Consider the following 22,132-nt stretch of genomic DNA (forward strand, 5'->3'; position numbering starts at 1 on the left):
TATGTCAGGCAGACTGTTTTACGCGCATGTACCATTCAACGAGCCGACGGACCTGTCGTTCCGTGTAGCCGCGTTCCATCATGCGTTCGACGAATTCGTCATGTTTGCGCTCGGTTTCACCATCTTTCTTGGAGCCGAAACTGATGACGGGCAGAAGATCTTCCACCTGACTGAACATCCGTTTTTCGATCACGTCGCGGATTTTCTCGTAGGATGTCCAGGACGGATTGCGTCCCCCGTTGGACGCCCGTGAGCGAAGTGCGAATTTCACCACCTCGTTCCGGAAGTCCTTCGGGTTGGCGATTCCTGCCGGTTTTTCAATCTTTGTCAGCTCAGTGTTCAGGAGATCACGATTGAGCATCTGCCCGGTGTCAGGGTCCTTGAAGTCCTGATCCTCAATCCATGCATCCGCGTAATCGAGATAGCGATCAAACAGATTCTGTCCGTAATCACTGTAACTTTCCAGGTAGGCTTTCTGGATTTCGTTACCGAGGAATTCCGCGTAACGGCCCGCCAGCTCGGATTTCAGAACGGCAAGATAATTCGCCTCCACTTCCGCCGGGAACTGCTCCCGTCTGACCGCATGTTCGAGCACATACATCAGATGGACAGGATCGGCTGAAATCTCCGTTGAATCGTGGTTGAAGGTTGCAGAAAGCACTTTGTAGGCGAAACGGGTGGAAATGCCGTCCATACCCTCATCCACACCGGCAGCATCACGATATTCCTGCATGGTGCGGGCCTTGGGGTCGGTCTCACGGATGTTCTCGCCATCATACACCCGCAGTTTGGCATACTGCGTTGAATTGGGATGTGTTTTCAGCCGCGAGAGCACAGCAAAGCGCGCGAGCATGTCGAGTGTGTTGGGGGCAAGTGGCGCTTCCTTGAGAGCCGATGATTCCACCAGTTTCTCGTAAATCTTCGCTTCTTCCGTCACGCGCAGGCAGTAAGGCACCTTGATGACGCAGACACGGTCAAGGAAGGCTTCATTCGTGCGATTGTTGCGGAAACTCTGCCATTCAGCCTCGTTCGAGTGCGCCAGAATCACACCGGTGAACGGGATGGAACCAATATTCTCCGTGCCGACATAGTTGCCTTCCTGCGTCGCCGTCAGTAGCGGATGCAGCATTTTGATCGGCGCCTTGAACATCTCGACAAACTCGAGAATGCCCTGATTGGCGCGGTTCAGACCGCCCGAGAAGCTGTAGGCGTCCGGATCGTTCTGGCTGAAATGCTCAAGCTGTCGGATATCGACCTTTCCGACGAGAGCCGAGACATCCTGATTGTTGTCATCCCCCGGCTCTGTCTTGGCGATGGCGATCTGCCGCAGCTTGGACGGGTTTAGTTTGACAACGCTGAAGCGCGAAATATCCCCGTCGAACTCCTCCAGCCGCTTGAGCGCCCACGGGCTGGCGATTCCTGTCAGAACACGTCGCGGGATGCCGTAATCGCGTTCAAGCGCCTCACTCATCGTGAAGGGATCGAACAGACCCAGCGGGCTTTCAAAGACAGGGCTGAGATGTCTTCCCGCCTTGAGCACATAAATCGGCTCATGTTCCATCAAGGTCTTGAGGCGTTCACCAAGTGAGGATTTACCACCACCAACAGGGCCAAGCAGATAGAGAATCTGTTTCCGCTCTTCCAACCCCTGAGCGGCATGACGGAAGAAGCCGACGATCTGCTCGATCGTCTCTTCCATACCGTAAAAATCCTTGAAGGCCGGATAGACACGGAGTGTGCGGTTCATGAAGATGCGCGACTGGCGTGGATCACGGGAGGTATCGACCATCACCGGCTCACCGATCGCCTTCAGCATACGCTCCGCCGCGCTGGCGTAGCAGGATGGATCAGTCCGGCAGGCTTCGAGATATTCCGCAAGGCTCATTTCAGTCTCGCGGTGCCGGTCTCGCATCGCGGTTGCCAGGGAAAAAACGTCAGAGACAGAAGCCATCAGTACCGCTCTCCGGAAATTTCAGAAATCAGATGCAGAATTGTTACGCGATAGAAGAAAACCTTTCGGGCATCGGGCTATTTCCTCTGTGTAATCGCTTGTTCAACCTGCTTGTCCCATTACAGCATCGCAATGAAAAGAGAGTGAACAAACCTGTGAGACACCACAGAATCGGAAATCAGGACTTGTTATTTTGTCTAAAAAAAGGCAGAAGACGCGATCCTGACCGGTTCCCAAGCCCACGCTATCGAACCGACGACGATATTTTCAAGAGAAATCGCTATTCTTTCCATTGCTGATGGCGGCAAGTGCCTCGCTCGCAATGATTTTTTCATTCCAAATCAAGGAATTACAGAAGATCTGACGAATTCATGAGGAACGCGTCACATCCATCTGCAGCACTGATGACCAGTTCTTCCCACAAAGGCAAAAAGGCCATCTGTCGCGGTTTTCCCTGACAGATAGTGTAAATCTCGCGATTCGGATCAGGAGGCAACCAGGCCCGGCGCTGTGAAAGTAAGGCCGTCGAAGGCTGCCTCGATCCCCTCTGGAAGCATCTTCTCAAGAGTCGACCAGTCCATGAACGGCCCGAGATGCGTGAGAATTGTACGGCGCGGCTGAATACGCTCACGCCATTCCAGAACCCGGTCCAGCCACGCATGAGCCGAGTGAGGTTTCAGCTGGAGGCAATCCACCATCCAGGTGTCGACACCTTCCAGCAGAGAGAGGACATCATCGGTCAGGGACACGACGTCCGTGCAATAGGCAAAACCTCCGCAGCGAAAGCCGAGCGAGTTCAGCTTTCCATGATCCTGCTCGAAAACATCAAGAAGCAGCCCGACGATCTCCTGCCGCTCTCCCCCCTTGATGAAACGGGGCTCCACACCGGGACGAAATGCGTCCTTTGGAGTCCACGGACGGAATGCGTAGTCAAAGCGCCCGTGAATCTCTGAAAGAGTCGTCTCAGTGCCAAAAATCTCGATTGGCCGTTCAAGCGCCCAGTTGAAGGGACGCACATCATCCAGACCGGCGATATGATCGGCATGAGCATGCGTGTAGAAAATCGCATCGGCATAGGGAATGCCGTTCGCGATCAGCTGATTGCGCATGTCAGGCCCTGTGTCGACAAGCAGACGGCGCTTGTCCGGAGCCTGAACCACAATGGAAGCCCGTGTCCGACGATTGCGCGGCTCATTCGGATCACATTCGCCCCATGCACCACGCCCGTCCGCTCCACCAATGAGGGGCACGCCTGAGGAGCCTCCACAACCAAGAACGGTGATGGTGAGCGTGGTGTCAGTCACGATTGGTCTTTCCCGTATTGAATGGCTGTTTCAGTGAGCGCGTGTAAACAGGCGGTGGAAATTGGCGGTTGTCGCCTCAATGAAAGCCTGCTCCTCCATCCCTCGCGTCTGTGCGACGACAGCAGCGGTGTAAGCCGTATAGCCTGGCTCGTTCCGCTTGCCGCGACGTGGAACAGGCGCAAGAAAAGGGGAATCAGTTTCGACAAAAATGCGGTCCAGCGGCACACTGGCCGCAATATCACGCAATTCCTGACACTTCGGAAACGTCACGATTCCTGAGAAGCTGAGATAGCCGCCCAGTTCCAGAGCCGTCTTCGCCAGTTCCGGACCTGACGCGAAGCAATGCAGCAGGAACGGAAAGGCTCCACGCGTCTCGGTCTCTTCCCGCAGGATCGACGCCATGTCCTCATCAGCCTGACGGGTGTGGATGGCCAGAGGCAGACCGGTCAGACGCGCCGCATGAACATGTTCGCGAAAGCTCGCCTGCTGCGTGGGACGGACCTCTTCCGCACCGTGGAAATAATCCAGACCGCTCTCACCGATCGCCACCACTTCCGGATCTTCAGCCAGTTTCACGATGGCGTCGGCATCCATCGGAGGCTCTTCCATCACGTGATCCGGATGCGTGCCAATCGCGCACCAGATCGACAGGTCCGGACGGCTGTAACGGGTCAGAGCCTTCTGCTCGGACTGCCGCGACAGTCGCGTGCCGATGGTGACCATGCCTTCCAGACCGAACTCTTTGGCCCGGTCCAGTAGTCCCGGCATTTCCTCTTCCGAGAAATGATCGAGATGGCAGTGGGTGTCGATCAGTCCGGTCATTTTGCCTCACCAACCTCCGGTTCGACGTAACGGGGGAAAATCCCTTCCGGCTTCGGCAACTGACGACCGGCAGGAAGTGGCATTTCCAGCGCATCGAAGTCGCGCTCGCCCGGCTCGACACCAAGCTGCGTGAGCATCTTGTCCATACTCTCCGGAATATAAGGCTGGAGAACCGTGGCGATGGAGCGGAGCGCATCGGCCAGAACACGCAGCACGTCGGCCATCCGCTCGGGGTCGGTCTTTTTGAGCGCCCACGGAGCCTGATGGTCGATATAGGCGTTGCAGGCGCGGATCAGCTTCCACGCTTCTTCCAATGCGTCGGTCAGAGCAACACGAGCGATCTGGGCCTTCATCACGTCGGGCAGAACGGCAGCCTGCCCAAGCAAATGAGCGTCCGCCTCGGTGTGCTTGCCCTGCGCGGGCAGAATGCCGCCGCAGTTACGCGCGATCAGGGACAGCGTGCGCTGGCCGAGATTGCCGAGGTCATTGGCCAGTTCGACATTCAAACGATTGATGAGCGAACGGCGCGACAGATCGCTGTCACCGCCGAACGGCACTTCCCGCATCAGGAAGAAGCGAACCGGATCGACGCCAAATTCCTTCACCAGATCACGCGGATCAATGACGTTGCCGAGCGACTTGCTCATCTTCTCGCCTTCGACCGTCCACCAGCCGTTGGAGAAGACCATGTCAGGCAGTTCGATACCGGCGGCCATCAGGAAGGCTGGCCAGTAAACCGTGTGGAAACGAGCAATATCCTTGCCGACCAGATGCAGGTTGGCAGGCCAGAACTTCATGCGCGGCGCATCAGCGTCGGGATAACCGAGTGCGGTCAGGTAGTTGGTCAGCGCATCGAACCACACATACATGACGTGGTCGGCGTCACCCGGAACCGGCACGCCCCACTTGAAGCTGGTGCGGCTGACGGACAGGTCACGTAACCCCTGCTTTACGAAGCTGACGATCTCATTGCGGCGACTGGCAGGACCGATGAAGTCCGGGTGTTTCTCATAGAGTTCGAGCAGGCGATCTTCATAGGCAGACAGTTTGAAGAAGTAGGATGGCTCGCGCATCCATTCCACCGGCGCGCCAGTCGGCGCGACCTTGGTGCCGTCCGGACGTGTGGTGATCTCGTCCTCGTTGTAGAACGCCTCGTCACGCAGGGCGTACCAGCCTTCATACGCACCGAGATAGATATCGCCATTGGCCGCGACCTTTTCCCACACAGCCTGAGCGCCCACGATATGACGCGGCTCGGTCGTGCGGATGAAGTCGTCGTAAGAGACGTTCATCGCGTCGGCCATGTTGCGGAAATCGGCGGAAATCCGATCCGTGAACGTCTGCGGGGCTTCGCCTGCGGCCTGCGCGGCCTGCTCGACCTTCTGGCCGTGCTCATCGGTGCCGGTCAGGAAAAACACTTCATCACCGCAGAGACGGTGGAAGCGTGCGACAATGTCAGCAGCGATGGAAGTGTAGGCATGGCCAATATGGGGCGCGCCGTTTACATAATAAATCGGGGTCGTGACGTAAAAACGGCCGGTCATGTCCTGCTCTTCGTTAGATCTATCGGTCGGATCGGCGCGGGCGTGAACGCTCCTTCAGGGGCGTAAGGCACCGCGCAATCCTGACTGTGTAGCCCTATCCATATCGGATCGCTGTTCATGAAGCGACCCCCGGCAGAGGCAAATCCGTTCTGTTCAGCTGAGCTGCGTCTGTCCTGCGATCGTCAACGCCTCAATGATCGCTTCCTGCTTGTCCAGATTGAAATGCTCGGTTTTTGCCCGGATTTCCGCGACCTCGCGCCACGCATCCGCCAGCCGCACACCTGTCTGGATCTCATTTTGAGACACCGCACGGGCTTCTTCGGCAATGGCGCTGCCCAACAGGGTGAAGAACAGTCCGAAACCGGCGTCTCCAGATCGGGACAAGGATTCTGCTGCGTCCAGAATACGTCCAGTAGACATTCCTCTGACGGCTTCATGCACCAGAGTGTCGATAGCGCCGCCCTTGTCCGCCAGAAGTGCTATCGCCCGTCCGGGCGATCCTTCGGCCAGCGGTACGACACGCTCGATTTCACCGGGCTCGGTGTCAGGCACAGTCGTTCTCAGCACGGCGCGAACATCGCTTTCCCGGAGTGGCGCGACCGGGAGTTTCCGTACGCGACTACGGATGGTCGGCAACAACGCGCCGGGGGTGGCGCTGGTCAGGATCAGAATGGCGCGAACAGGCGGCTCTTCGAGGATCTTGAGCAGCGCGTTGGCCGCGTTTCGGTTCATGGCCTCGGCGGTATCGACGATGACAACCCGCCAGCCACCTTCCGCCGCTGTACGGTGCATGAAGGCGTTGATCGGCCGAATGTCATCGGCGACGATCTCGCCACGGAATTTCTGGCGCTTCTCGTCAAAGGCCCGGCCGACCGCCAGAAGATCCGGATGAGAGCCCGCACTCACCAGACGTCCAGCGGATGAATGGCCGTCCTCTGCCCCAAGCAGCCTACGGGCCATGCGAAACGCCAGCGGAAGTTTGCCGATTCCCTCTGGACCGGTCAGCAGCCACGCATGGTGCAGTCGTCCGGACGCAAAGGCCTCGTCGAACGCCCGGAAGGCGGCGTCATGCCCCACAACGTGCAGCGACGCTGCACGGGCGGCGTCCATTGGTGAAACAACCGCATCGGGATCAGATTCAGCGGCCGATGTGGCGCGTCGGGCCGCCATGTCTCAGCGCTTTTCGAGAAACGTCTTGAGCAGACCGACCACCTTGTCGGTAATCGCCGGCACATCCTCGCTTTCCGAGGAAACCCGCACGAAACGCTGTGGCTCTTCGTCGGCGATCTGACGGAACCCTGCTGCGAGACGGGCGTGAAAGGCACGATCCGCGCTTTCATACCGATCAAGCGGGGCTCCCTGTCCGGCAATGGCTGCCGCACGCGCCGTAATACGGCGATGACCTGTTTCCAGACCGACCTCAAACAGCACGGTCAGGTCCGGCGTCAGGCCGACAAGATCACGCAGGGAGCGGATCATTGCGATCAGGGCCGGATCGCCCTCTCCTCGCCCGTAGCCCTGATAGGCCATGGTGGAATCGAAGAAACGATCACACAACACGATCTTTCCTGCTTCCATGGCGGGCCGGATGACCTGATCGACATGATCGCAGCGGGCCGCGAAGTGGGTCATGATCTCGGCACGCGCCGAAAGATCGTGCTTTCCGAAGAGCAGCAGTTCCCGCAAGGCTTCCGCACCCGGAGAACCGCCCGGCTCGCGTGTCGCCACAACCTCGTAGCCGAGCGCTTCCAGTCGAGGCGCTACAGCCCGAAGCTGCGTTGACTTGCCGGCCCCCTCTCCGCCTTCAAAGGTGATGAAAGCGCCGGTTTTTTTACCTGCAACGCTCACCTTATCAGTGACGCTTCATGCCAAGACGGGCGGCAATGCGCCCACCGAAACCAAGTTTCGCCACGGCGGAACCCGCTTCAACCGGCACAGTGATGACGGTGCCCTGCGGAGCCGGTGCAGCAGCCGGCATCGGCGCTCCAGCAACGGGAGCCGGAGGCACCAATGCCGTCTGACTGGTCGGAAGTGTGATGGTCAACTGACCAAGAGACTGACCCACTGTGATCGGCGCCGACACCGGCGCGAGATAGTCCACCGAAATATGCACGCGGGACTGCCAGCCATGCGGCAGCAGGAACGTCACGTCACGGGACGCCACAACCGGCACGGTTGCATCCTGTCCCATCCAGACAGGTGCCTGATCAAGCACCTGCCCTTTGTGCGCAATGACGGCCAGCTCAAAATTGGCGAAAGCCCAGCCAAGCAGGCGTTCGCCTTCATGCGCACGAATGTTGGAGCTTGCCATGCCGTTGATGCCCATCACCACGCGGCGGCCTTCCCGCTTGGAGGAAGCACAAAGCCCGAAACCGCCGGCATCGGTGTGACCGGTCTTCAGGCCGTCCGCGAGTCCCTTGTCGACCAGAACGTTGCGATTGCCCTGATTGATCTTGTTGAAGGCGAACGAGGTCTCGGAGAAGAAGTGATAGTATTGCGGGAAGTCGCGGATGAGATGGGTCGCGATGGTGCAGACATCCCGCGCCGACATGTAATGGCCTTCCGCAGGCCAACCGGTCGTGTTCATGAAGTGGGAATTGGCCATGCCCAGCTTCGCGGCCGTGTCGTTCATCAGGGCGACAAACTGCTCTTCGGAGCCGGAAACGCCTTCCGCCAGCACAATACAGGCGTCGTTGCCGGACTGGATCAGCATGCCCTGGATCAGGTCCTGCACAGGTACGCTCTCGCCCAGCGGCACGAACATCTTCGAGCCCTGCATGCGCCATGCCTTTTCACTGACCGGCAACGTCTGGTCCAGCTTGAGGCGTCCGGCATTGAGCATGCCGAAAACGATATAGGCAGTCATCATCTTGGTGAGCGACGACGGCGGCATATGCTCGTCGGCAGCTTTTTCCAGCAGCACCTGTCCGCTGTCGAAATCGGTGATGCAGGCCCAGCGTGCGACCGTGTCCACAGGACCGATCGGCGTCATGGCAGGCGTCGAATCAACAGCTGGTGCCGGGGTCTGGGCAGAATCGGCTGCCTTTCCACCATGCCGGGGAGCATGACGGGGCTTTGCCGCGAGTGCCGTGCCTGACAGGCCGACACCATTCAAAAGGCCGGCGCCACCGGTGATGGCGGCCGCGCCGCTGGCGAGAAGTATCCGACGGGTCTGCACGTTCCCAATCCTATTCGACGACAATGTGGGCCCCCGTTAACCCGAGGGCCAAGGCGTGGTCCAGCGCTGCATCTGCGTCAGCAACGCCAGAAAAAGGTCCGACACGCACGACCCAGCCGGGACCGTTATTGTCAGAAGCGTAATTCACCGTTCCTCCGGCGCGAGACGCTTCTATCGCCGCATAGGACCGCTGTGTAAATCGTCCAACTTCAATCCAGAGGCTTCCCGGGGTCGCCCATCCTTGCGTGTAGACAACAGGAAGTGACGGCAGGGAAGCGGGCTGCACCTGCTGTGAACCGGCTTGCGGCTGGTCGACCGAGGCGGTTTGCGGCATGGCGGCCGTATCCAGCGCTTCGGTCTGGACGGTTCCGACAGGCGCGGCCTTCATATCCAGCAAAGGACCGCCCGGCAGCGTTTCAGCGAAGATTCGGCTTGGTAATTCGTTCTCGATCACCTCGACACGAGCCGGGTCACGTCCCATCCCGATCGCCGCCGCCGCCTGTGGCGTGAGAGAAATCAGCCTGCCGCGTTGTTTCGGTCCCCTGTCGTTCAGGCGGACTTCAATCTGTCGACCATTATCCAGATTGCGAACCGTCACCTGCACCGGCAACTGAAGGGTCGGATGGGACCCTGTCATCGCTTTCGGGTCATAGATCTCGCCATCCGCCGTGATGTGAGGAGATGTATCTCCATCTACCACAGCCAGACCACTCTCCCGCCACGCGAATTCCTGCCTCGGATATCGCCAGACACCGTCCTGATTATAGGCTGGCCCAACTTCGTAATGAATATGGGCGGACGGCAGAGGTGGAGCGGGCTTGTGGCACGCCGATAGAAGAATCGCTGTTCCGGGAATGAGCCACCGGGCGGCAGACCGACTTACCGACTGACTTCTGGCGCGGCAGACCGGAAGTTTCATGTTGTCAGATCACCCATCAGTCCAACGCCCAGAGCGTAATAATCTGATGGGTTATAACGGCGGATCACGTTGAAATTGTGATAGACCATGAAGGCCTCGCCACCCGGTCCGTCAGGACGGACGATGGCTCCCTCCACTTCCGGTCGTCCAAAGGCCGATCCGTCCTTGCGACGGACACCGGCCGCCATCCAGGCCTGAAGCGTACGCGTATGGTCACGCCCTACCGACGATTGCGGCAGAGACTCCGGGACGGTGATCTCCTGCCCCCACGGTTCGCCCGTCTTCCAGCCGGATTTGGACAGATAATTTCCGATGGACATCACCACATCGGGAACGCTTTTCCATATATCGGCGCGGGACGAACCGTCGAAGGCGCGGGCATATTTCAGATAGGCGCTCGGCATGAACTGGGGCTGTCCCATCGCTCCGGCATAGCTGCCCGTCATGGAGGCTGGTGGAATCCGCCCCTCGCCCAGAATCTGCAGGGCTTTCAGCAGCTCGGAGCGGAAAAAGGAGGCGCGACGACCATCGAAAGCCAGAGTCGCCAGCGCATCGATCACGTTGAAACCACCGGTGATGCGACCGTAATAGGACTCAAGTCCCCAGATTCCCATGACCGGCTGACGGTCCACCCCGGTTGCGGCTTCGACTCGTACGAGTGAACCGTGCTGCTTTGCATAGGCGGCACGGCCTGCGTCGATCTTGGCCTGTGTCAGCACCTTTTCCCGATACTGCGCCCAGGTCAGTGTGAATTCCGGCTGATGACGATCAAGCTGCAATACCCGTGCGTTGGGCTGGTGCGTAAGGGCGAGCGCCTCGCTGACCAGCGAACTCGACAGTCCCATCCCGGTCGCCTGACTGCGAACCCCCTCCAGAAACTGCGCATATGAACCGGTCGCGTGACCTGTTGCCGCCTGAAGCAGTGCGGGGCGCAGGGAAACGGCGGTTCCCAGTCCACCGAGAAGAAGGCCACGCACTGTGGAACGACGGTTGATCATACAAGTCATACCGGCACACTCTCCAAAATCTGCGCAGCCTGTCGGATGGCAGGAAGATTCCCCTCCCCATCCATTTCAAGCTTTCCCTTACTGCGATCGCAGGGGCTTCTCCAGAGGGGGGATGAACCTATTTTGTAGCAGGCGTCAGACGACGGCGCTCTGCGATGCCAAAAAAGATGAAATGTTCGAATGGGTTCATGGTCGGGTCCACATCCGGATTGGCCGCCAGATAAGCACGACCGTCGAAATGTGGATTAGGATTTCTCCCCTCCCGCCAGCCTTTCTCCATATAATGACGGCTGGGATCGATTCCGGCCTGACCGACATCCGGATGCTGCTTCAGATACCATTCCCGATCAAAAAAACGCACTCCGACAGGGAGCGCCTTCATTTCCTGTTCGGTCATCCGGGTGATTGGAGGCCGGGGGGCTGGCCTAGGCGATGACATGATAGGGAAAACAGGATTTCTGGACGACTTCGCAATGGAACGGCGCCTTACCCCAAGAGCGGCGGGGGCTGGCCGATCTCCTACCGCGGCTCGTAAGGCTGCCAGCCGCGCGGGTCCCGATAAAGGCAAATTCGGGATTTCACGGGCAAGATCAACGAGTGAGTACAGTTTTTCTGACAAAATAGTACCGTCCTGCTCCATGAAACGAAGTAAGACACACTAAACACAAACGCTCTGAAGTTAAGTCTTTTTTAACCAGATTTTACTGTTGAAATCAGATTGCCTGCCCGCTGTGCATTTTTGGAAACTGGAGTTCAGTTCCGGCTCGTGTAAAGAACGCGCGATGTCCTTCGATCTGTCCAGCATGCTGACAACCGGCCTTACAACGGCTGCGCACACCCCGTTATGGCAGGCCGTCACGATCATTATCGGCACATTCATTCTGGAAGACGGCGCGACCATTCTGACCGCGATTGCTGTCGGCGATGGGGCTGTCGCCCTGCCTCTCGCCCTCCTCTCTCTCTATGTCGGGATCGTCACGGGAGATGCCGGATTATATGGACTGGGACGTCTGGCCGCTTTCTGGCCGCCCGCTCGACGCTGGGCACCTTCCGCGATCGGAGAAGGGAATACACCCGGAGCAAAATGGTGGCATGGAGCGACTCTGTTTCGGGTCATTTTCATATCCCGCTTCATTCCGGGAACCCGTCTCCCCATCTATACGGCGACAGGGTTTTTTCATGCCGGTTTCAGGGTTTTCATTCTTGCGACGGCTCTGGCCACGCTTCTCTGGACAACCGCACTATTTGCACTGTCGCTGAAAATGGGTCAGATCCTGCTGGACGAGCTTGGTGCGTGGCGCTGGGTTGGGGTGGCAGGGTTTATTCTGGCTATCGTTCTTGTCGGACGTCATGTCGCCCGCATGCAATCGCCATCTGCACGAGGTTAGGGCGAAATGGATCACTTGGATGGAATGGGTCTTTCGGACCTTGTCATGGACGCATCGACGGACTCAGGCAGCGCGCCGGAACCGGCTTTACGCGCCACTCCTTCCCCTCTCCGTGGTCCTTCCGGTTCGGGCGTGAATCATCAAACTGCATCTTTCGTCTCGACCGGCACTGAAAAGAAGAAACGTTCCTTTGTCGGCACTGTGCTGGCGCATCTGCGTGGGCGGCATATCGAGAACGCAGAGCCGGTCAGTTTTTTCGAATTCTGGCCCGGCTGGCTGTTCTACACGCCGATCGTCGCCTACTGGCTCGCTCTGGGTGTGCGTTACCGTGACATGGGCATGCCCACGGCGGCCAATCCATTGATTTCAACCGGTGGCCTCTGTGGCGAGAGCAAAAGCTCGATCCTCGATATGGCCGGTCCCTTTGCAAAAGGGTTCATTGCCCCCTACGCGATTCTGGACACGGATCGAGATGATCTGAGACGCGCTGAAGCAGCCATGAAAGCCATCGGCATCGCCTGCCCTGTCGTCGTCAAGCCGGATGTCGGCTGTAACGGCACAGGCGTGAAACTCGCCCGCACACAGGCTGATCTGGAACAGATTCTTCAGGAATATCCTCGTGGCGTCAGACTGGTACTACAGCGTCTGATTCCCTGGGAACATGAAGCGGGACTTTTCTACATCCGCCACGCCGGTGAAAAGCAGGGACGAATTACATCCATCACCTACAAGGATGTGCCTGTTCTGCTGGGTGATGGAGAATCGACCGTTGCCGAATTGCTGGACCGTGATCCCCGGACGAAGCTGCTACCGCACATCTATCGCCCTCGCCTGGCAGACCGCCTGAACGATGTCCCGGCCCTGGGTGAAGGTCTGCCGCTGGTGTTTACGGGCAATCACTGCAAAGGCTCGGTTTTCCGCAATGGCGCGGCTGACATAACGCCTGAGCTGACTGCGGTTCTTGATCGGATCATGCAGGACATCCCGGAGTTCCATTTCGGCCGCGTGGACGTCAAGTTCCGTTCGCCGGATGCCTTCCGACGCGGTGAAGATTTCGAGATCATCGAAATCAACGGTGTGGGATCAGAAGCGACTCACATCTGGGATGCCCGCACAACCCTGCGGGAAGCCTATGCAGCGCAATTCCATCATTATGGTGAAGCGTTCCGAATCGGTGCTGAAAACCGCAAACGCGGATGGAAATCCACACCCCTGCCTGCCGGATTCCGCCTCTGGTTCGAACAGCGCCGTCTGCTCCGTTCCTATCCGCTGAATGACTGACGGTCGGATAATCTGCCCATATCAGTTTACGGGCAGACCGCCATTTCCGAAAATATAGTTACTCACCTGCTGCTCAAGGCTTAAAGGCTCACGGGTATTGGTGAGAACATCTCCAGCCTTTGTAAGTTGACTGGATTTTCCCGGCTCAATCATCAGGGCATTATCCCCTGACATGGTCGTCGAGCCGACGCTCAGCACGCTGTCTACGGGGAAATGCAGCGTATCGTTGACTTCAAATCTGACGACGGCCATCTGCGTCTGAAGATCAAGGCGCACGTCGGAAACGCGCCCGACAGACACCCCGCCAATATCGACAGCCGCGCCGGCATTCAGCCCGTTAGCGGAAACAAAGTTAGCCGATAGCGGGTAACGGGAGACACCAAAACTGGTCTGTGTTCCGTGCGCATACACAGCAAACCCTATTGCGGCAGCCAGAACGCCAAAGCTGAAAACGGTGGTTCCTGTCTGTCGGTTACGAGCCATTCCTGCGTCCTTTTATCGAGCATTTCTGAACGCTCATCATGCCCCAATAAGGCTTGGCACCCCCACACGGTCAAGCTGAAGCGAAAAAAGAATAACGCATTGATACCAAAACGATCATAAACGCAGTATCCCTGCCCGATAAGGCGCGGTAATTTTACCGTAAATACACAGACGATTCAGCCGCACTTCATATTGGGGTCGTCAGGTCTTACAGGAACGGGTTCGATCCATGTCATTGCTGCAGGCCCTTATTATTGCAATTCTTCAGGGCGCAACCGAGCTCTTTCCAGTCAGCAGTCTGGGGCACGCGGTGCTGCTCCCTGCCCTGCTGCACTGGCCCTTCGATGAAAGTGATCCGACCTTTCTTCCTTTTCTCGTGATGCTCCATCTCGGGACGTCCGTTGCTCTGTTCGTATTTTTCTGGCGTGACTGGGCGGCCATTATTGGTGGTGCGCTCGGGCTGCACGGCAGAAGGTATCGACTGGAAAGTTTCCGAATTCTCTTCCTGCTGGCTATTGCCACTATCCCTGCCGTGATCTGTGGCGGGCTGTTCGAACATCTTTTCCGTCACCTGTTCGGCTCTCCGCTGCCTGTCGCAGGACTGCTGGTTGCGAACGGTGTGATGCTTCTGATCGTGGAGAAATTACGCTCACGCGTCTCTTTCGGGCGCGGAGAAGAACCTGAGGTCGGGCGACCGATCGCCAGTCTGACAGCGCGGGACGCTCTGGTTATTGGCCTGTTCCAGTGTCTTGCCCTCTTTCCGGGTATGTCCCGTTCCGGCGCGACCATCGCTGGCGGTCTGATGCGCGGACTGCACCATGACGTCGCCGCCCGCTTTTCATTTCTGATGGCCGAACCGATCATTCTGGCGGCAACGGCTCATCAGATTATGAAAATGCGCCACGTCCCGGTCACACATGAGCAGATCCATCAGGGTGCGATTGCGGCCTGTGTCGCTGGTGTGACTGCCCTTATCTGCACCGGCATCCTGATGCGGTACTTCAGTCAGCATGAGAAATGGGCGCTGGCTCCTTTTGCCTATTACTGCATCCTGCTCGGCTTGGGATCGCTCGTCTATCTGGGCGGCATTCTGTAACCAACAGTTCGGATTTTACGGACTCTGCACTCCCATGACCGACTTTCTGTCGTGGGAGTTTGCAGACCCATAACGACTGCTGCCCATAAGCAGTCTTTTTCAGGTAGAGCAGCAGGTCGTCCGGAACATGACAGAAGCACGACGCAAGACGGTCGAACAGGCCGTGCAGGCCAGTGAAACATCTGGTCTGCGTCGCACTATGGGTCCTTTCCATCTGACCATGCTGGGCGTTGGCTCCACTGTTGGTGCGGGCATTTATGTAATGGCAGGCACGGCAGCCGCCAATTATGCTGGCCCCGCCGTCATTCTGTCTTTTGTTATCGCAGGCCTTGCCTGTCTTTTTACAGCCTTCTCCTACGCCGAACTGGCTTCATCCATTCCGGTTTCAGGCTCAGCCTATACCTACGCCTATGTGTCACTCGGAGAACGCGCTGCCTGGTGGGTTGGATGGTTGCTCCTTCTTGAATACGGAGTGTCCTGTGCAGGCGTTGCATCCGGTTTTTCAGGGTATGCCGTCAGTTTTTTGCACGATCTGGGTATTTTTGTTCCTAACCCCCTGCATGCGCCAGTGGTTACTGCTTCCATAGCACCCAACGGCACAGCGCTTTCGGCTGGATGGCGCATAGATCTGCCCGCCACAGCGTCTGTGCTGATCGTAACCGCCATGTTGATGCGTGGCGTGACAGAATCCATCACCATCAATACGGCCATCGTTCTGCTTAAAACGATGACCCTGCTGGTCTTTGTCTCGGTCGGACTGACTGCGATCCATCCAGACTACTGGCACCCTTTCTTCCCTCCTTCGGAAGGTGCCTTCCGCTACGGATTCACCGGCGTCTTCCGGGCTGCTTCTGTCGTATTTTTTGCCTATGTCGGCTTTGAAGCTGTTTCGACGGCTTCAACCGAAGCGCGCTCCCCCCGCCGCGATATCCCCATAGGCATCATTGGATCGCTTCTGATCTGCACCCTGATCTATTTGTGCGTGGCGTTGGTGCTGACAGGTGTCGTGCCTTGGCGTCAACTGGATGTGTCTGATCCGCTGGCGCTGGCGGCCGATGCAATCGGCTCCCCATCTTTGGCGGTGCTCGTGAAGCTGGCTGGCGTAATTGGGCTATGTTCAGTTCTCTTTGGTCTGCTTTACGGTCAGAGCCGGATCTTTTTCACCATGGCTCAGGACGGTCTTCTGCCGCCCATCTTCAACCGACTGCACCCTCGCTTTCATACACCAGTGGCAGGTTCTCTGCTCTTGGGACTGCTTGTCGCTCTGGCTGCCGCGACCCTCCCTATCGACATCATCAGTGATCTCGTGAGCATCGGAACGGCTGCTGCTTTTGGCGTGGTCAATCTGACCGTTATCAGGGACCGCTCAGCTCGCCCTGAAGCAGAACGACCCTATAGCGTTCCTCTTGGGGCTCTACGGATAGGCCGTCTCTGGCTGGGTCTTACTCCCCTACTGGGAATCTTGTTTGCTGGCGTGATGATGCTGCCTCTTCTGGTCGAATTGATCAGCGGCATTCTCTCTGGCAATTGGCTGCCTGCGATTCTTCTGGGCCTCTATTTCGCTTCCGGCGCAGTCATTTACCGTTTTTACGGTCTATCTCACTCAGAATTGGCCCGAAACAGGAAGATATGAGGTTATGTGCCGGATATGGGTTGACGCAGCCACCACATCTGGATATTTCAGCGCTCACCGGCGCGATGGCGGTGTAGCTCAGCGGTAGAGCAGGGGAATCATAATCCCTTGGTCGGCGGTTCAAATCCGTCCACCGCTACCATCGGCCGGTTTCTTTTCCTTTTAAATATTATTATGTTTTTGTGACCTGTCACGCTTAAAATCGATGACGGTTGATTTTCTATTGTGTGCGTCTGCCAGTTCTTCTTATAGCAGATGAAGTCATCAAATAAGATTTCATTGCTCTAGCAACGAATTTAAATTCGTGGTTCAAAACCTTCCTTATAGGGTAGCTTTCTTCTATGACGGTATGGTGATGAGCCTCATTCGTCGCACAAGACAGGCACAAATAAGCTCTCCCTGTAACACTACTTTTTGACTTCTGTTAGAAACGCGAACTTATAGAAATTCCATTTCCATAAGATCAGACAAACCGAGGGCATCTCAAGGTTATTGGTTCAAGAGCTTTTTTCTGAAGGTGACAGTCTAAAACTCGCTCCATAAAGAAACCACAAAAGTGCAGCCGTTTTGATAGTAAAGACAGAAGCTCCGACGCACAAAGACGTCGCAAAATATACAGCGACACACATCCTCATAATACCTGCGACACGATTTGGCATGGGCGTAAATGAAAAAGAAATCAAATATACCAATGCAAAAATTATCCCCAGATTATTAGAGATATAGGCATAACCCGTATCAGCCGTATAAACTGGGGAAGCAGCAAGCGCCATCCAATGCGAAACATCCCAGTAATCCAGAACCCGTCCGGAAAAAAGCAGCCTGCCTGAAAAATCGTCACTCGTGATACTGGGTAGCCAGCCGCTTATCTCATTCATAGAACCAACGACCGTCAATAAAACCATGACACAGACAGGAATTAGAAAAGCAATCAGAGCTGATCTGGCAAAAGGCGTAACCCGTAATATCAGCATCACCAGGCAGCAACCTGTTGCAAAACGGGAATCTGAAAGAACGATCAGTAAGGCGACAATCAGAAACAAACCAATTTTTCGATTACCCGGAGAATTTTTATAGGTCGCAAGGCACCAGCCAAAAAGAATTGCTGCAAGATTACCAACGGAATCAGGCTCAAGAAAAACTGAAGAAATTCTGTGCCCACCAAAAATTTGTGGGAAGTATAACCGGCTAGCGCTTCCCCTATTTCCAGAAAGATAAAGATTGGTCCCGCTGTAGTTTACAGTATCAGAAGAAAGAACGCCTTTTTGAACATAATACTGCCAAACATTAAAAACATCACCAAACTGAATAGGTGCCAAAAACTCAAAAATAGCAAACACGATTGTAATGGAAATTATAGCATGCAAACATTTATTAACTTGAAAAATATTTGTTTTATATCCAATTTGCCAGAATATACACGCAATAGCAAAATCGTGAATGATTTTTAGGCTCAACCCTGGGTTTATGAGCTTTGCCCCGATCATATAAGCAATTGAGAGAGCCCCTATTACAGCAACCTTACGACTGATATCGTGCCGAATAAGTATAAATCCAGCCAACATGATGGCCAGTTCTACTACTGCAATCAGAGAAGCGTTAACGTATATCCAGCCTCGTGTATTAATAAAACATAGAATGAAATTAAAGACTACCGACAAGACAACGAGCCAGGAGCCGAGATTCATTCGAGAAGAGCTTTTGGACCGCAAATCCGTCATAAAGGAATTTTCCTGCGGGGTTATTCCCTGCATTATGGCACCACTCACTGCGGCTTCCTTCTAATGAACGTATTCAACAAAAAACCTAACCACTGCTTCGCATCGTTCTGGCAATAGAGCGTCCCAAAGAGTGTAATGGGAGTTCTATAACCCGGTAGGTAAAACACGACAAAATCAGAGTAGCCAAAAAAGTACTAGATACGAGCAGAATTTGAGTTGATACAGGGTTATCAAGAAGTCCCTTTTCTCCCCAAATCTTCATAAAAATGGAAAACAAAACCAGCAGAATCTGAAGATGCAGAAGATAAATACTATAAGATAATTCTCCCAAATTTACCAAAAATCTTGAATTTAAAAATTTCATATCTTTTCCGAAGAAATAAATATTTCGTATAAGAAAAAATGAGAATAATGTTTCAAGGATATCAAATACATTCTCTCTAAAATGTAGATTACTAAAGACGAACCGGTCACACATTAACATTACAAAACACCCTGTCGTCATCCACGAATAGTGCTTCTTAGGGGCCGGAAAAATTATAATGAGCGTTCCCAGACAAAAAGCAAGCGCAAACTGCGGCCCCAAACCATCCGGAAACGGAATCAAAGAAATTAAAAAACTGACGCCTAACAAAACGAATCTATATTTTTGATTTCTTAGAACAATCAGCATAAATGGATAGATAACGGAAAATAATAATTCTACACGCAATGACCACATGGGGCCATTGTACCGTGTAAAAACTCCCATAAGGGCAAGAAAAACGTGATGAATATCGAGAGGCGTTGATAAATTTCTGGCAAGCCAGTCGACAATAGCCGCAGAAGAAATGGTCTGTCGAACAGACCACAGACATAGCAAAGACAATCCTACAGAAAACCAGAGCAATGGATATATACGAAATGCACGCTGAACGTAGAATGCTCCAATAAACCGCCAGGATGGCTTATCCATCTTGCGTAAGGCCAATGACAAAACGCAGCCACTCAGGACAAAGAACACAAGAACGGCAGCTTCAGCATTAAACAGGGAAGAAAACACTCGCCACACAGCGGGCATGTTTTCTTTATTATAATGAAAAACCTGAACAGCATGCCCTATCAAAACAAAAAGACAAGCAATTCCGCGCACAGAGGTTAACTGAACCAAATAGTTACTTGGCTCAGGAGGAATGATATCCAATTTTTCCATTGATCTTACCTCTGTAAAATCGTCTTCAAAATATTATTTTGTTAGATCTTGCAGACAGATCAAAACGCTTCTTAATCCGGCGCAGGATAACTGCGAGGATAAACAATCTCACTGGCAGGCCCCGGAGGGTGTGGCGTGCCTTTTTTACCGCAACCTGCGAGAGGCAGCGTGATGCAAGCCAGCGCTACCAGCGCAGTAAATCGCCAGATCATCAATTTTTCTGTCCTTTCCCAAGCCGTTCCAGCCAAGCCCCGGCTTCCCGATGCACGTTGGTTCCCGCCGTCCCTCCCTCGCTTACGCGCGAGGCAATCGATGCCTCCACGGTCAGCACGGAATAGATGTCCTGCGTTATACCTGGCTCAACAGACTTCATCTCGTCCAAACTCAGATCGGACAGATCAACGCCCTTCTTTTCCGCCATAGCCACCAGCTGACCAGTGACATGATGCGCGGTGCGAAACGGCACCTTGAGAACACGCACTAGCCAGTCGGCAAGGTCCGTGGCCGTCGAGAACCCGGAGCCCGCATATTTCCGCATCTGGTCCACATTCGCGGTCAAGTCACGCACCATGCCGTCACAAGCCGCCAGCGTAAGCGCCATTGCTTCGGTCGCCTCGAACACAGGCACCTTGTCCTCCTGCATGTCCTTGGCATAGGCCAGCGGCAGACCCTTCATCACAGTCAGAAGGCTCACCATCGAGCCCAGCACACGACCGATCTTGGCGCGCGCCAACTCGGCTGCGTCCGGGTTGCGCTTCTGGGGCATGATGGAGGATCCGGTGGTGAAGGCATCCGTCAGGCGAATGAAACTGAACGGCGACGAGCACCAGATGACAATCTCTTCCGCAAAACGGGACAGGTGCATCGCCATGATGGAGAGCGCCGAAAGATATTCGAGCGCAAAGTCACGATCCGAAACGGAATCGAGCGAATTGGCGGTTGGACGATCAAACCCGAGCGCCGCCGCCGTCATCTTGCGATCGATGGGGAAAGACGTTCCTGCGAGAGCGGCCGAGCCAAGCGGGCATTCGTTCAGACGCTTGCGGGCATCCTCCAGACGACTGCGATCACGTGACAGCATTTCGACATAAGCCAACAGGTGATGACCGAACGTGACCGGCTGGGCTGTCTGAAGATGTGTAAAGCCAGGCATCGCTGTGTCTGCATACTCAAGAGCCCGTGTGGCCAGTGAGCGCATCAGCGCCTCGACCTGCCCGCTGATCCCGTCGATGGCGTCGCGCACCCAGAGGCGAAAGTCCGTCGCCACCTGATCATTGCGGGAACGAGCGGTATGCAGACGCTTGCCAGCCTCGCCGATCCGGTCACTCAAACGGGCTTCGATGTTCATGTGGATGTCTTCAAGCGCCTCATCGAACGGGAATGATCCAGCTTCGATCTCGGCGCCGATTTCGGTCAGACCACGCTTGATAGCGGCTTCATCGTCGGCACTGATGATACCGACCTTTTGTAGCATGGCGGCATGAGCGAGCGATCCGGCGATATCCTGCCGCCACATAATCTTGTCGAAACCGATGGACGCGTTGATTTCACGCATAATGGCGGATGGACCACCTGCGAACCGGCCGCCCCACTGCACGTTCGCGCTGCTTTCTGTCGGCTTGCTCACAGCGTTCTGCTCGTCCACACTCATCAAATGCCTCAACATCACTTTCGCCCCCGCGTCTCGTCCGCGAAACTGAAACTGCAGCGGCGTTCCATTCTCATGCTGGCCGGCACCCTAGTCGCAGGCATGACGCCGCGCAAACCTCTTCATGCAGAAGATATCACAGATACCCCGCTTTCACTGTCAACGCTGACAAGAGAATCTCCTCAGCCTCTGTCCGGGCAGACCATCACCGATGGAGACGGCATTGAGCACTCTCTGGAAGATTTCCGCGGCAGGCCGACGATCGTGCATCTATGGGCGACATGGTGCGGGCCGTGCATCACTGAACTCCCTACCCTCGCCCGACTCATTCCCTCACTGACAGCAAGCGGTATCGCCGCGGTGCCGGTTTCGGTCGACCATCGAGGACCTGAAGTCGTCCTGCCTTTTCTCAAAAAACTGCATATGGAAGATTTTCCTTCCTTCTACGATACAAGACGCGCCATACCGGCCAGCCTTGAGGAAACCAGCCTGCCGCTGACCCTTTTTCTTAACGCACAGGCAGAGCTGGTCTGTCGTCACGCAGGCCCTCTCCTGTGGAACACTCCGGACGCAGCCGCTATTCTCCTGTGTCTGATGACATGAAGGATACCACCATGAAACTCAGCGCACGCAACCAGATCCGCGGCACGGTGACGGCCATCGCAAAAGGCGCGAACACGTCTCACGTCAGCATCGACATCGGAGGAACGACGGTCATGGCTGCCATCACCAATGAAGCCGTGGCCGATCTGGGGCTGACAGTCGGCAAACCTGCCTACGCCGTCATCAAGGCTTCGGACGTGCTGGTGGGCGTGGAAGACTGAACCGTCAGAATGTGGCGCTGACAGCGCCGCATTGATGCACAACCTTGACCGGGCCGGTTGGTCCTCTTCATAACGTCCTGCTTCCTTCTGGGAAGCAGGACGTAAGTCCATCATGAATTTTAGCGAATGACCAAGCGGGAA

20 protein-coding genes and 1 tRNA gene are annotated in these 22,132 nt (G+C 55.6%); 7 read left to right on the forward strand and 14 right to left on the reverse strand.

Annotated elements, in window-relative coordinates; genetic code table 11:
- Nucleotides 1-4 precede the first annotated feature (4 nt).
- The 10 genes from EMQ_RS02605 to EMQ_RS02650 form a co-directional block, all read right to left on the reverse strand.
- On the reverse strand, nt 5-1,951 hold the full coding sequence (locus EMQ_RS02605; protein WP_018308509.1) for a PrkA family serine protein kinase: 1,947 nt from the start codon (nt 1,949-1,951) through the stop codon (nt 5-7).
- A gap of 485 nt (nt 1,952-2,436) precedes the next feature.
- Nucleotides 2,437-3,255, reverse strand: coding sequence for an MBL fold metallo-hydrolase (locus EMQ_RS02610; RefSeq protein ID WP_010666989.1), 819 nt, complete (start codon nt 3,253-3,255; stop codon nt 2,437-2,439).
- Nucleotides 3,256-3,285: 30 nt separating this feature from the next.
- Nucleotides 3,286-4,077: a TatD family hydrolase gene (locus tag EMQ_RS02615; protein WP_010666988.1), complete on the reverse strand. Its 792-nt coding sequence runs from the start codon at nt 4,075-4,077 to the stop codon at nt 3,286-3,288.
- A complete protein-coding gene (gene metG, locus EMQ_RS02620; protein WP_010666987.1) occupies nt 4,074-5,621 on the reverse strand; it encodes a methionine--tRNA ligase in 1,548 nt (515 codons plus the stop codon). Before metG ends, EMQ_RS02615 begins: the two co-directional genes overlap by 4 nt.
- Before the next feature lie 153 nt (nt 5,622-5,774).
- Nucleotides 5,775-6,731 carry a DNA polymerase III subunit delta' gene (locus EMQ_RS02625; protein ID WP_026200269.1) on the reverse strand — a complete coding sequence of 319 codons (957 nt, stop codon included), beginning with the start codon at nt 6,729-6,731 and terminating at the stop codon, nt 5,775-5,777.
- A gap of 63 nt (nt 6,732-6,794) precedes the next feature.
- On the reverse strand, nt 6,795-7,469 hold the full coding sequence (gene tmk / locus EMQ_RS02630; RefSeq protein WP_010666985.1) for a dTMP kinase: 675 nt from the start codon (nt 7,467-7,469) through the stop codon (nt 6,795-6,797).
- A 4-nt stretch (nt 7,470-7,473) separates the two neighbouring features.
- Nucleotides 7,474-8,799, reverse strand: coding sequence for a D-alanyl-D-alanine carboxypeptidase family protein (locus tag EMQ_RS02635; RefSeq protein WP_010666984.1), 1,326 nt, complete (start codon nt 8,797-8,799; stop codon nt 7,474-7,476).
- 10 nt (nt 8,800-8,809) lie between these two features.
- Nucleotides 8,810-9,718, reverse strand: a complete 909-nt coding sequence (locus EMQ_RS02640) for a septal ring lytic transglycosylase RlpA family protein (protein WP_010666983.1) — start codon at nt 9,716-9,718, stop codon at nt 8,810-8,812.
- Nucleotides 9,715-10,716 carry a lytic murein transglycosylase gene (locus EMQ_RS02645; protein WP_010666982.1) on the reverse strand — a complete coding sequence of 334 codons (1,002 nt, stop codon included), beginning with the start codon at nt 10,714-10,716 and terminating at the stop codon, nt 9,715-9,717. The genes EMQ_RS02640 and EMQ_RS02645 overlap by 4 nt, the downstream gene beginning before the upstream one ends.
- Before the next feature lie 127 nt (nt 10,717-10,843).
- Nucleotides 10,844-11,122 carry a hypothetical protein gene (locus EMQ_RS02650; RefSeq protein WP_048874207.1) on the reverse strand — a complete coding sequence of 93 codons (279 nt, stop codon included), beginning with the start codon at nt 11,120-11,122 and terminating at the stop codon, nt 10,844-10,846.
- Between the two features lie 406 nt (nt 11,123-11,528).
- Here EMQ_RS02650 and EMQ_RS02655 point away from each other — a divergent pair, with 406 nt between their 5' ends.
- Both EMQ_RS02655 and EMQ_RS02660 read left to right on the forward strand, forming a co-directional pair.
- Nucleotides 11,529-12,113 (forward strand): DedA family protein, encoded by a 585-nt coding sequence (locus tag EMQ_RS02655; protein ID WP_026200266.1) that lies wholly within the window; start codon nt 11,529-11,531, stop codon nt 12,111-12,113.
- Between the two features lie 24 nt (nt 12,114-12,137).
- Complete coding sequence (locus EMQ_RS02660; protein WP_010667627.1) at nt 12,138-13,394, forward strand: ATP-grasp domain-containing protein; 1,257 nt, start codon at nt 12,138-12,140, stop codon at nt 13,392-13,394.
- 21 nt (nt 13,395-13,415) lie between these two features.
- Here EMQ_RS02660 and EMQ_RS02665 read toward each other — a convergent pair whose 3' ends face one another.
- Nucleotides 13,416-13,877, reverse strand: a complete 462-nt coding sequence (locus EMQ_RS02665) for an MlaD family protein (RefSeq protein WP_010667628.1) — start codon at nt 13,875-13,877, stop codon at nt 13,416-13,418.
- Nucleotides 13,878-14,106: 229 nt separating this feature from the next.
- Here EMQ_RS02665 and EMQ_RS02670 point away from each other — a divergent pair, with 229 nt between their 5' ends.
- The 3 genes from EMQ_RS02670 (at nt 14,107) to EMQ_RS02680 (ending at nt 16,748) form a co-directional block, all read left to right on the forward strand.
- Complete coding sequence (locus tag EMQ_RS02670; RefSeq protein WP_010667629.1) at nt 14,107-14,973, forward strand: undecaprenyl-diphosphate phosphatase; 867 nt, start codon at nt 14,107-14,109, stop codon at nt 14,971-14,973.
- A gap of 127 nt (nt 14,974-15,100) precedes the next feature.
- Entirely contained in the window at nt 15,101-16,606 is a 1,506-nt protein-coding gene (locus tag EMQ_RS02675) for an amino acid permease (protein WP_010667630.1), read from the forward strand.
- 67 nt (nt 16,607-16,673) lie between these two features.
- A tRNA-Met gene (locus EMQ_RS02680) sits at nt 16,674-16,748 on the forward strand.
- A 355-nt stretch (nt 16,749-17,103) separates the two neighbouring features.
- On the opposite strand, the gene EMQ_RS02685 is transcribed toward EMQ_RS02680, so the two are convergent.
- The 3 genes from EMQ_RS02685 to argH form a co-directional block, all read right to left on the reverse strand.
- On the reverse strand, nt 17,104-18,375 hold the full coding sequence (locus EMQ_RS02685; protein ID WP_132012042.1) for a polysaccharide polymerase: 1,272 nt from the start codon (nt 18,373-18,375) through the stop codon (nt 17,104-17,106).
- A 37-nt stretch (nt 18,376-18,412) separates the two neighbouring features.
- Nucleotides 18,413-19,519 carry an acyltransferase family protein gene (locus EMQ_RS02690; protein ID WP_018308504.1) on the reverse strand — a complete coding sequence of 369 codons (1,107 nt, stop codon included), beginning with the start codon at nt 19,517-19,519 and terminating at the stop codon, nt 18,413-18,415.
- 211 nt (nt 19,520-19,730) lie between these two features.
- Nucleotides 19,731-21,170 carry an argininosuccinate lyase gene (gene argH / locus EMQ_RS02695; protein ID WP_018308503.1) on the reverse strand — a complete coding sequence of 480 codons (1,440 nt, stop codon included), beginning with the start codon at nt 21,168-21,170 and terminating at the stop codon, nt 19,731-19,733.
- Nucleotides 21,171-21,242: 72 nt separating this feature from the next.
- On the opposite strand from argH, the gene EMQ_RS02700 reads away from it, so the two are divergent.
- A complete protein-coding gene (locus EMQ_RS02700; RefSeq protein ID WP_018308502.1) occupies nt 21,243-21,770 on the forward strand; it encodes a TlpA disulfide reductase family protein in 528 nt (175 codons plus the stop codon).
- An 11-nt stretch (nt 21,771-21,781) separates the two neighbouring features.
- On the forward strand, nt 21,782-21,991 hold the full coding sequence (locus EMQ_RS02705; RefSeq protein WP_010666076.1) for a TOBE domain-containing protein: 210 nt from the start codon (nt 21,782-21,784) through the stop codon (nt 21,989-21,991).
- The last annotated feature ends 141 nt before the right edge of the window (nt 21,992-22,132 follow it).

The organism is Acetobacter aceti NBRC 14818, from assembly GCF_000193495.2.
GTDB classification, from domain to species: domain Bacteria; phylum Pseudomonadota; class Alphaproteobacteria; order Acetobacterales; family Acetobacteraceae; genus Acetobacter; species Acetobacter aceti.

What these genes read in the sequence shown, in the direction of transcription:
- EMQ_RS02605 (WP_018308509.1), bottom strand. Translation starts at nt 1,951, where the DNA reads ATGGCTTCTGTCTCTGACGTTTTTTCCCTGGCAACCGCGATGCGAGAC.
- EMQ_RS02615 (WP_010666988.1), bottom strand. Translation starts at nt 4,077, where the DNA reads ATGACCGGACTGATCGACACCCACTGCCATCTCGATCATTTCTCGGAA.
- metG (WP_010666987.1), bottom strand. Translation starts at nt 5,621, where the DNA reads ATGACCGGCCGTTTTTACGTCACGACCCCGATTTATTATGTAAACGGC.
- EMQ_RS02625 (WP_026200269.1), bottom strand. Translation starts at nt 6,731, where the DNA reads ATGGACGCCGCCCGTGCAGCGTCGCTGCACGTTGTGGGGCATGACGCC.
- EMQ_RS02640 (WP_010666983.1), bottom strand. Translation starts at nt 9,718, where the DNA reads ATGAAACTTCCGGTCTGCCGCGCCAGAAGTCAGTCGGTAAGTCGGTCT.
- EMQ_RS02645 (WP_010666982.1), bottom strand. Translation starts at nt 10,716, where the DNA reads ATGATCAACCGTCGTTCCACAGTGCGTGGCCTTCTTCTCGGTGGACTG.
- EMQ_RS02650 (WP_048874207.1), bottom strand. Translation starts at nt 11,122, where the DNA reads ATGACCGAACAGGAAATGAAGGCGCTCCCTGTCGGAGTGCGTTTTTTT.
- EMQ_RS02655 (WP_026200266.1), top strand. Translation starts at nt 11,529, where the DNA reads ATGCTGACAACCGGCCTTACAACGGCTGCGCACACCCCGTTATGGCAG.
- EMQ_RS02660 (WP_010667627.1), top strand. Translation starts at nt 12,138, where the DNA reads ATGGGTCTTTCGGACCTTGTCATGGACGCATCGACGGACTCAGGCAGC.
- EMQ_RS02665 (WP_010667628.1), bottom strand. Translation starts at nt 13,877, where the DNA reads ATGGCTCGTAACCGACAGACAGGAACCACCGTTTTCAGCTTTGGCGTT.
- EMQ_RS02670 (WP_010667629.1), top strand. Translation starts at nt 14,107, where the DNA reads ATGTCATTGCTGCAGGCCCTTATTATTGCAATTCTTCAGGGCGCAACC.
- EMQ_RS02675 (WP_010667630.1), top strand. Translation starts at nt 15,101, where the DNA reads ATGACAGAAGCACGACGCAAGACGGTCGAACAGGCCGTGCAGGCCAGT.
- EMQ_RS02690 (WP_018308504.1), bottom strand. Translation starts at nt 19,519, where the DNA reads ATGGAAAAATTGGATATCATTCCTCCTGAGCCAAGTAACTATTTGGTT.
- argH (WP_018308503.1), bottom strand. Translation starts at nt 21,170, where the DNA reads ATGAGTGTGGACGAGCAGAACGCTGTGAGCAAGCCGACAGAAAGCAGC.
- EMQ_RS02700 (WP_018308502.1), top strand. Translation starts at nt 21,243, where the DNA reads ATGCTGGCCGGCACCCTAGTCGCAGGCATGACGCCGCGCAAACCTCTT.
- EMQ_RS02705 (WP_010666076.1), top strand. Translation starts at nt 21,782, where the DNA reads ATGAAACTCAGCGCACGCAACCAGATCCGCGGCACGGTGACGGCCATC.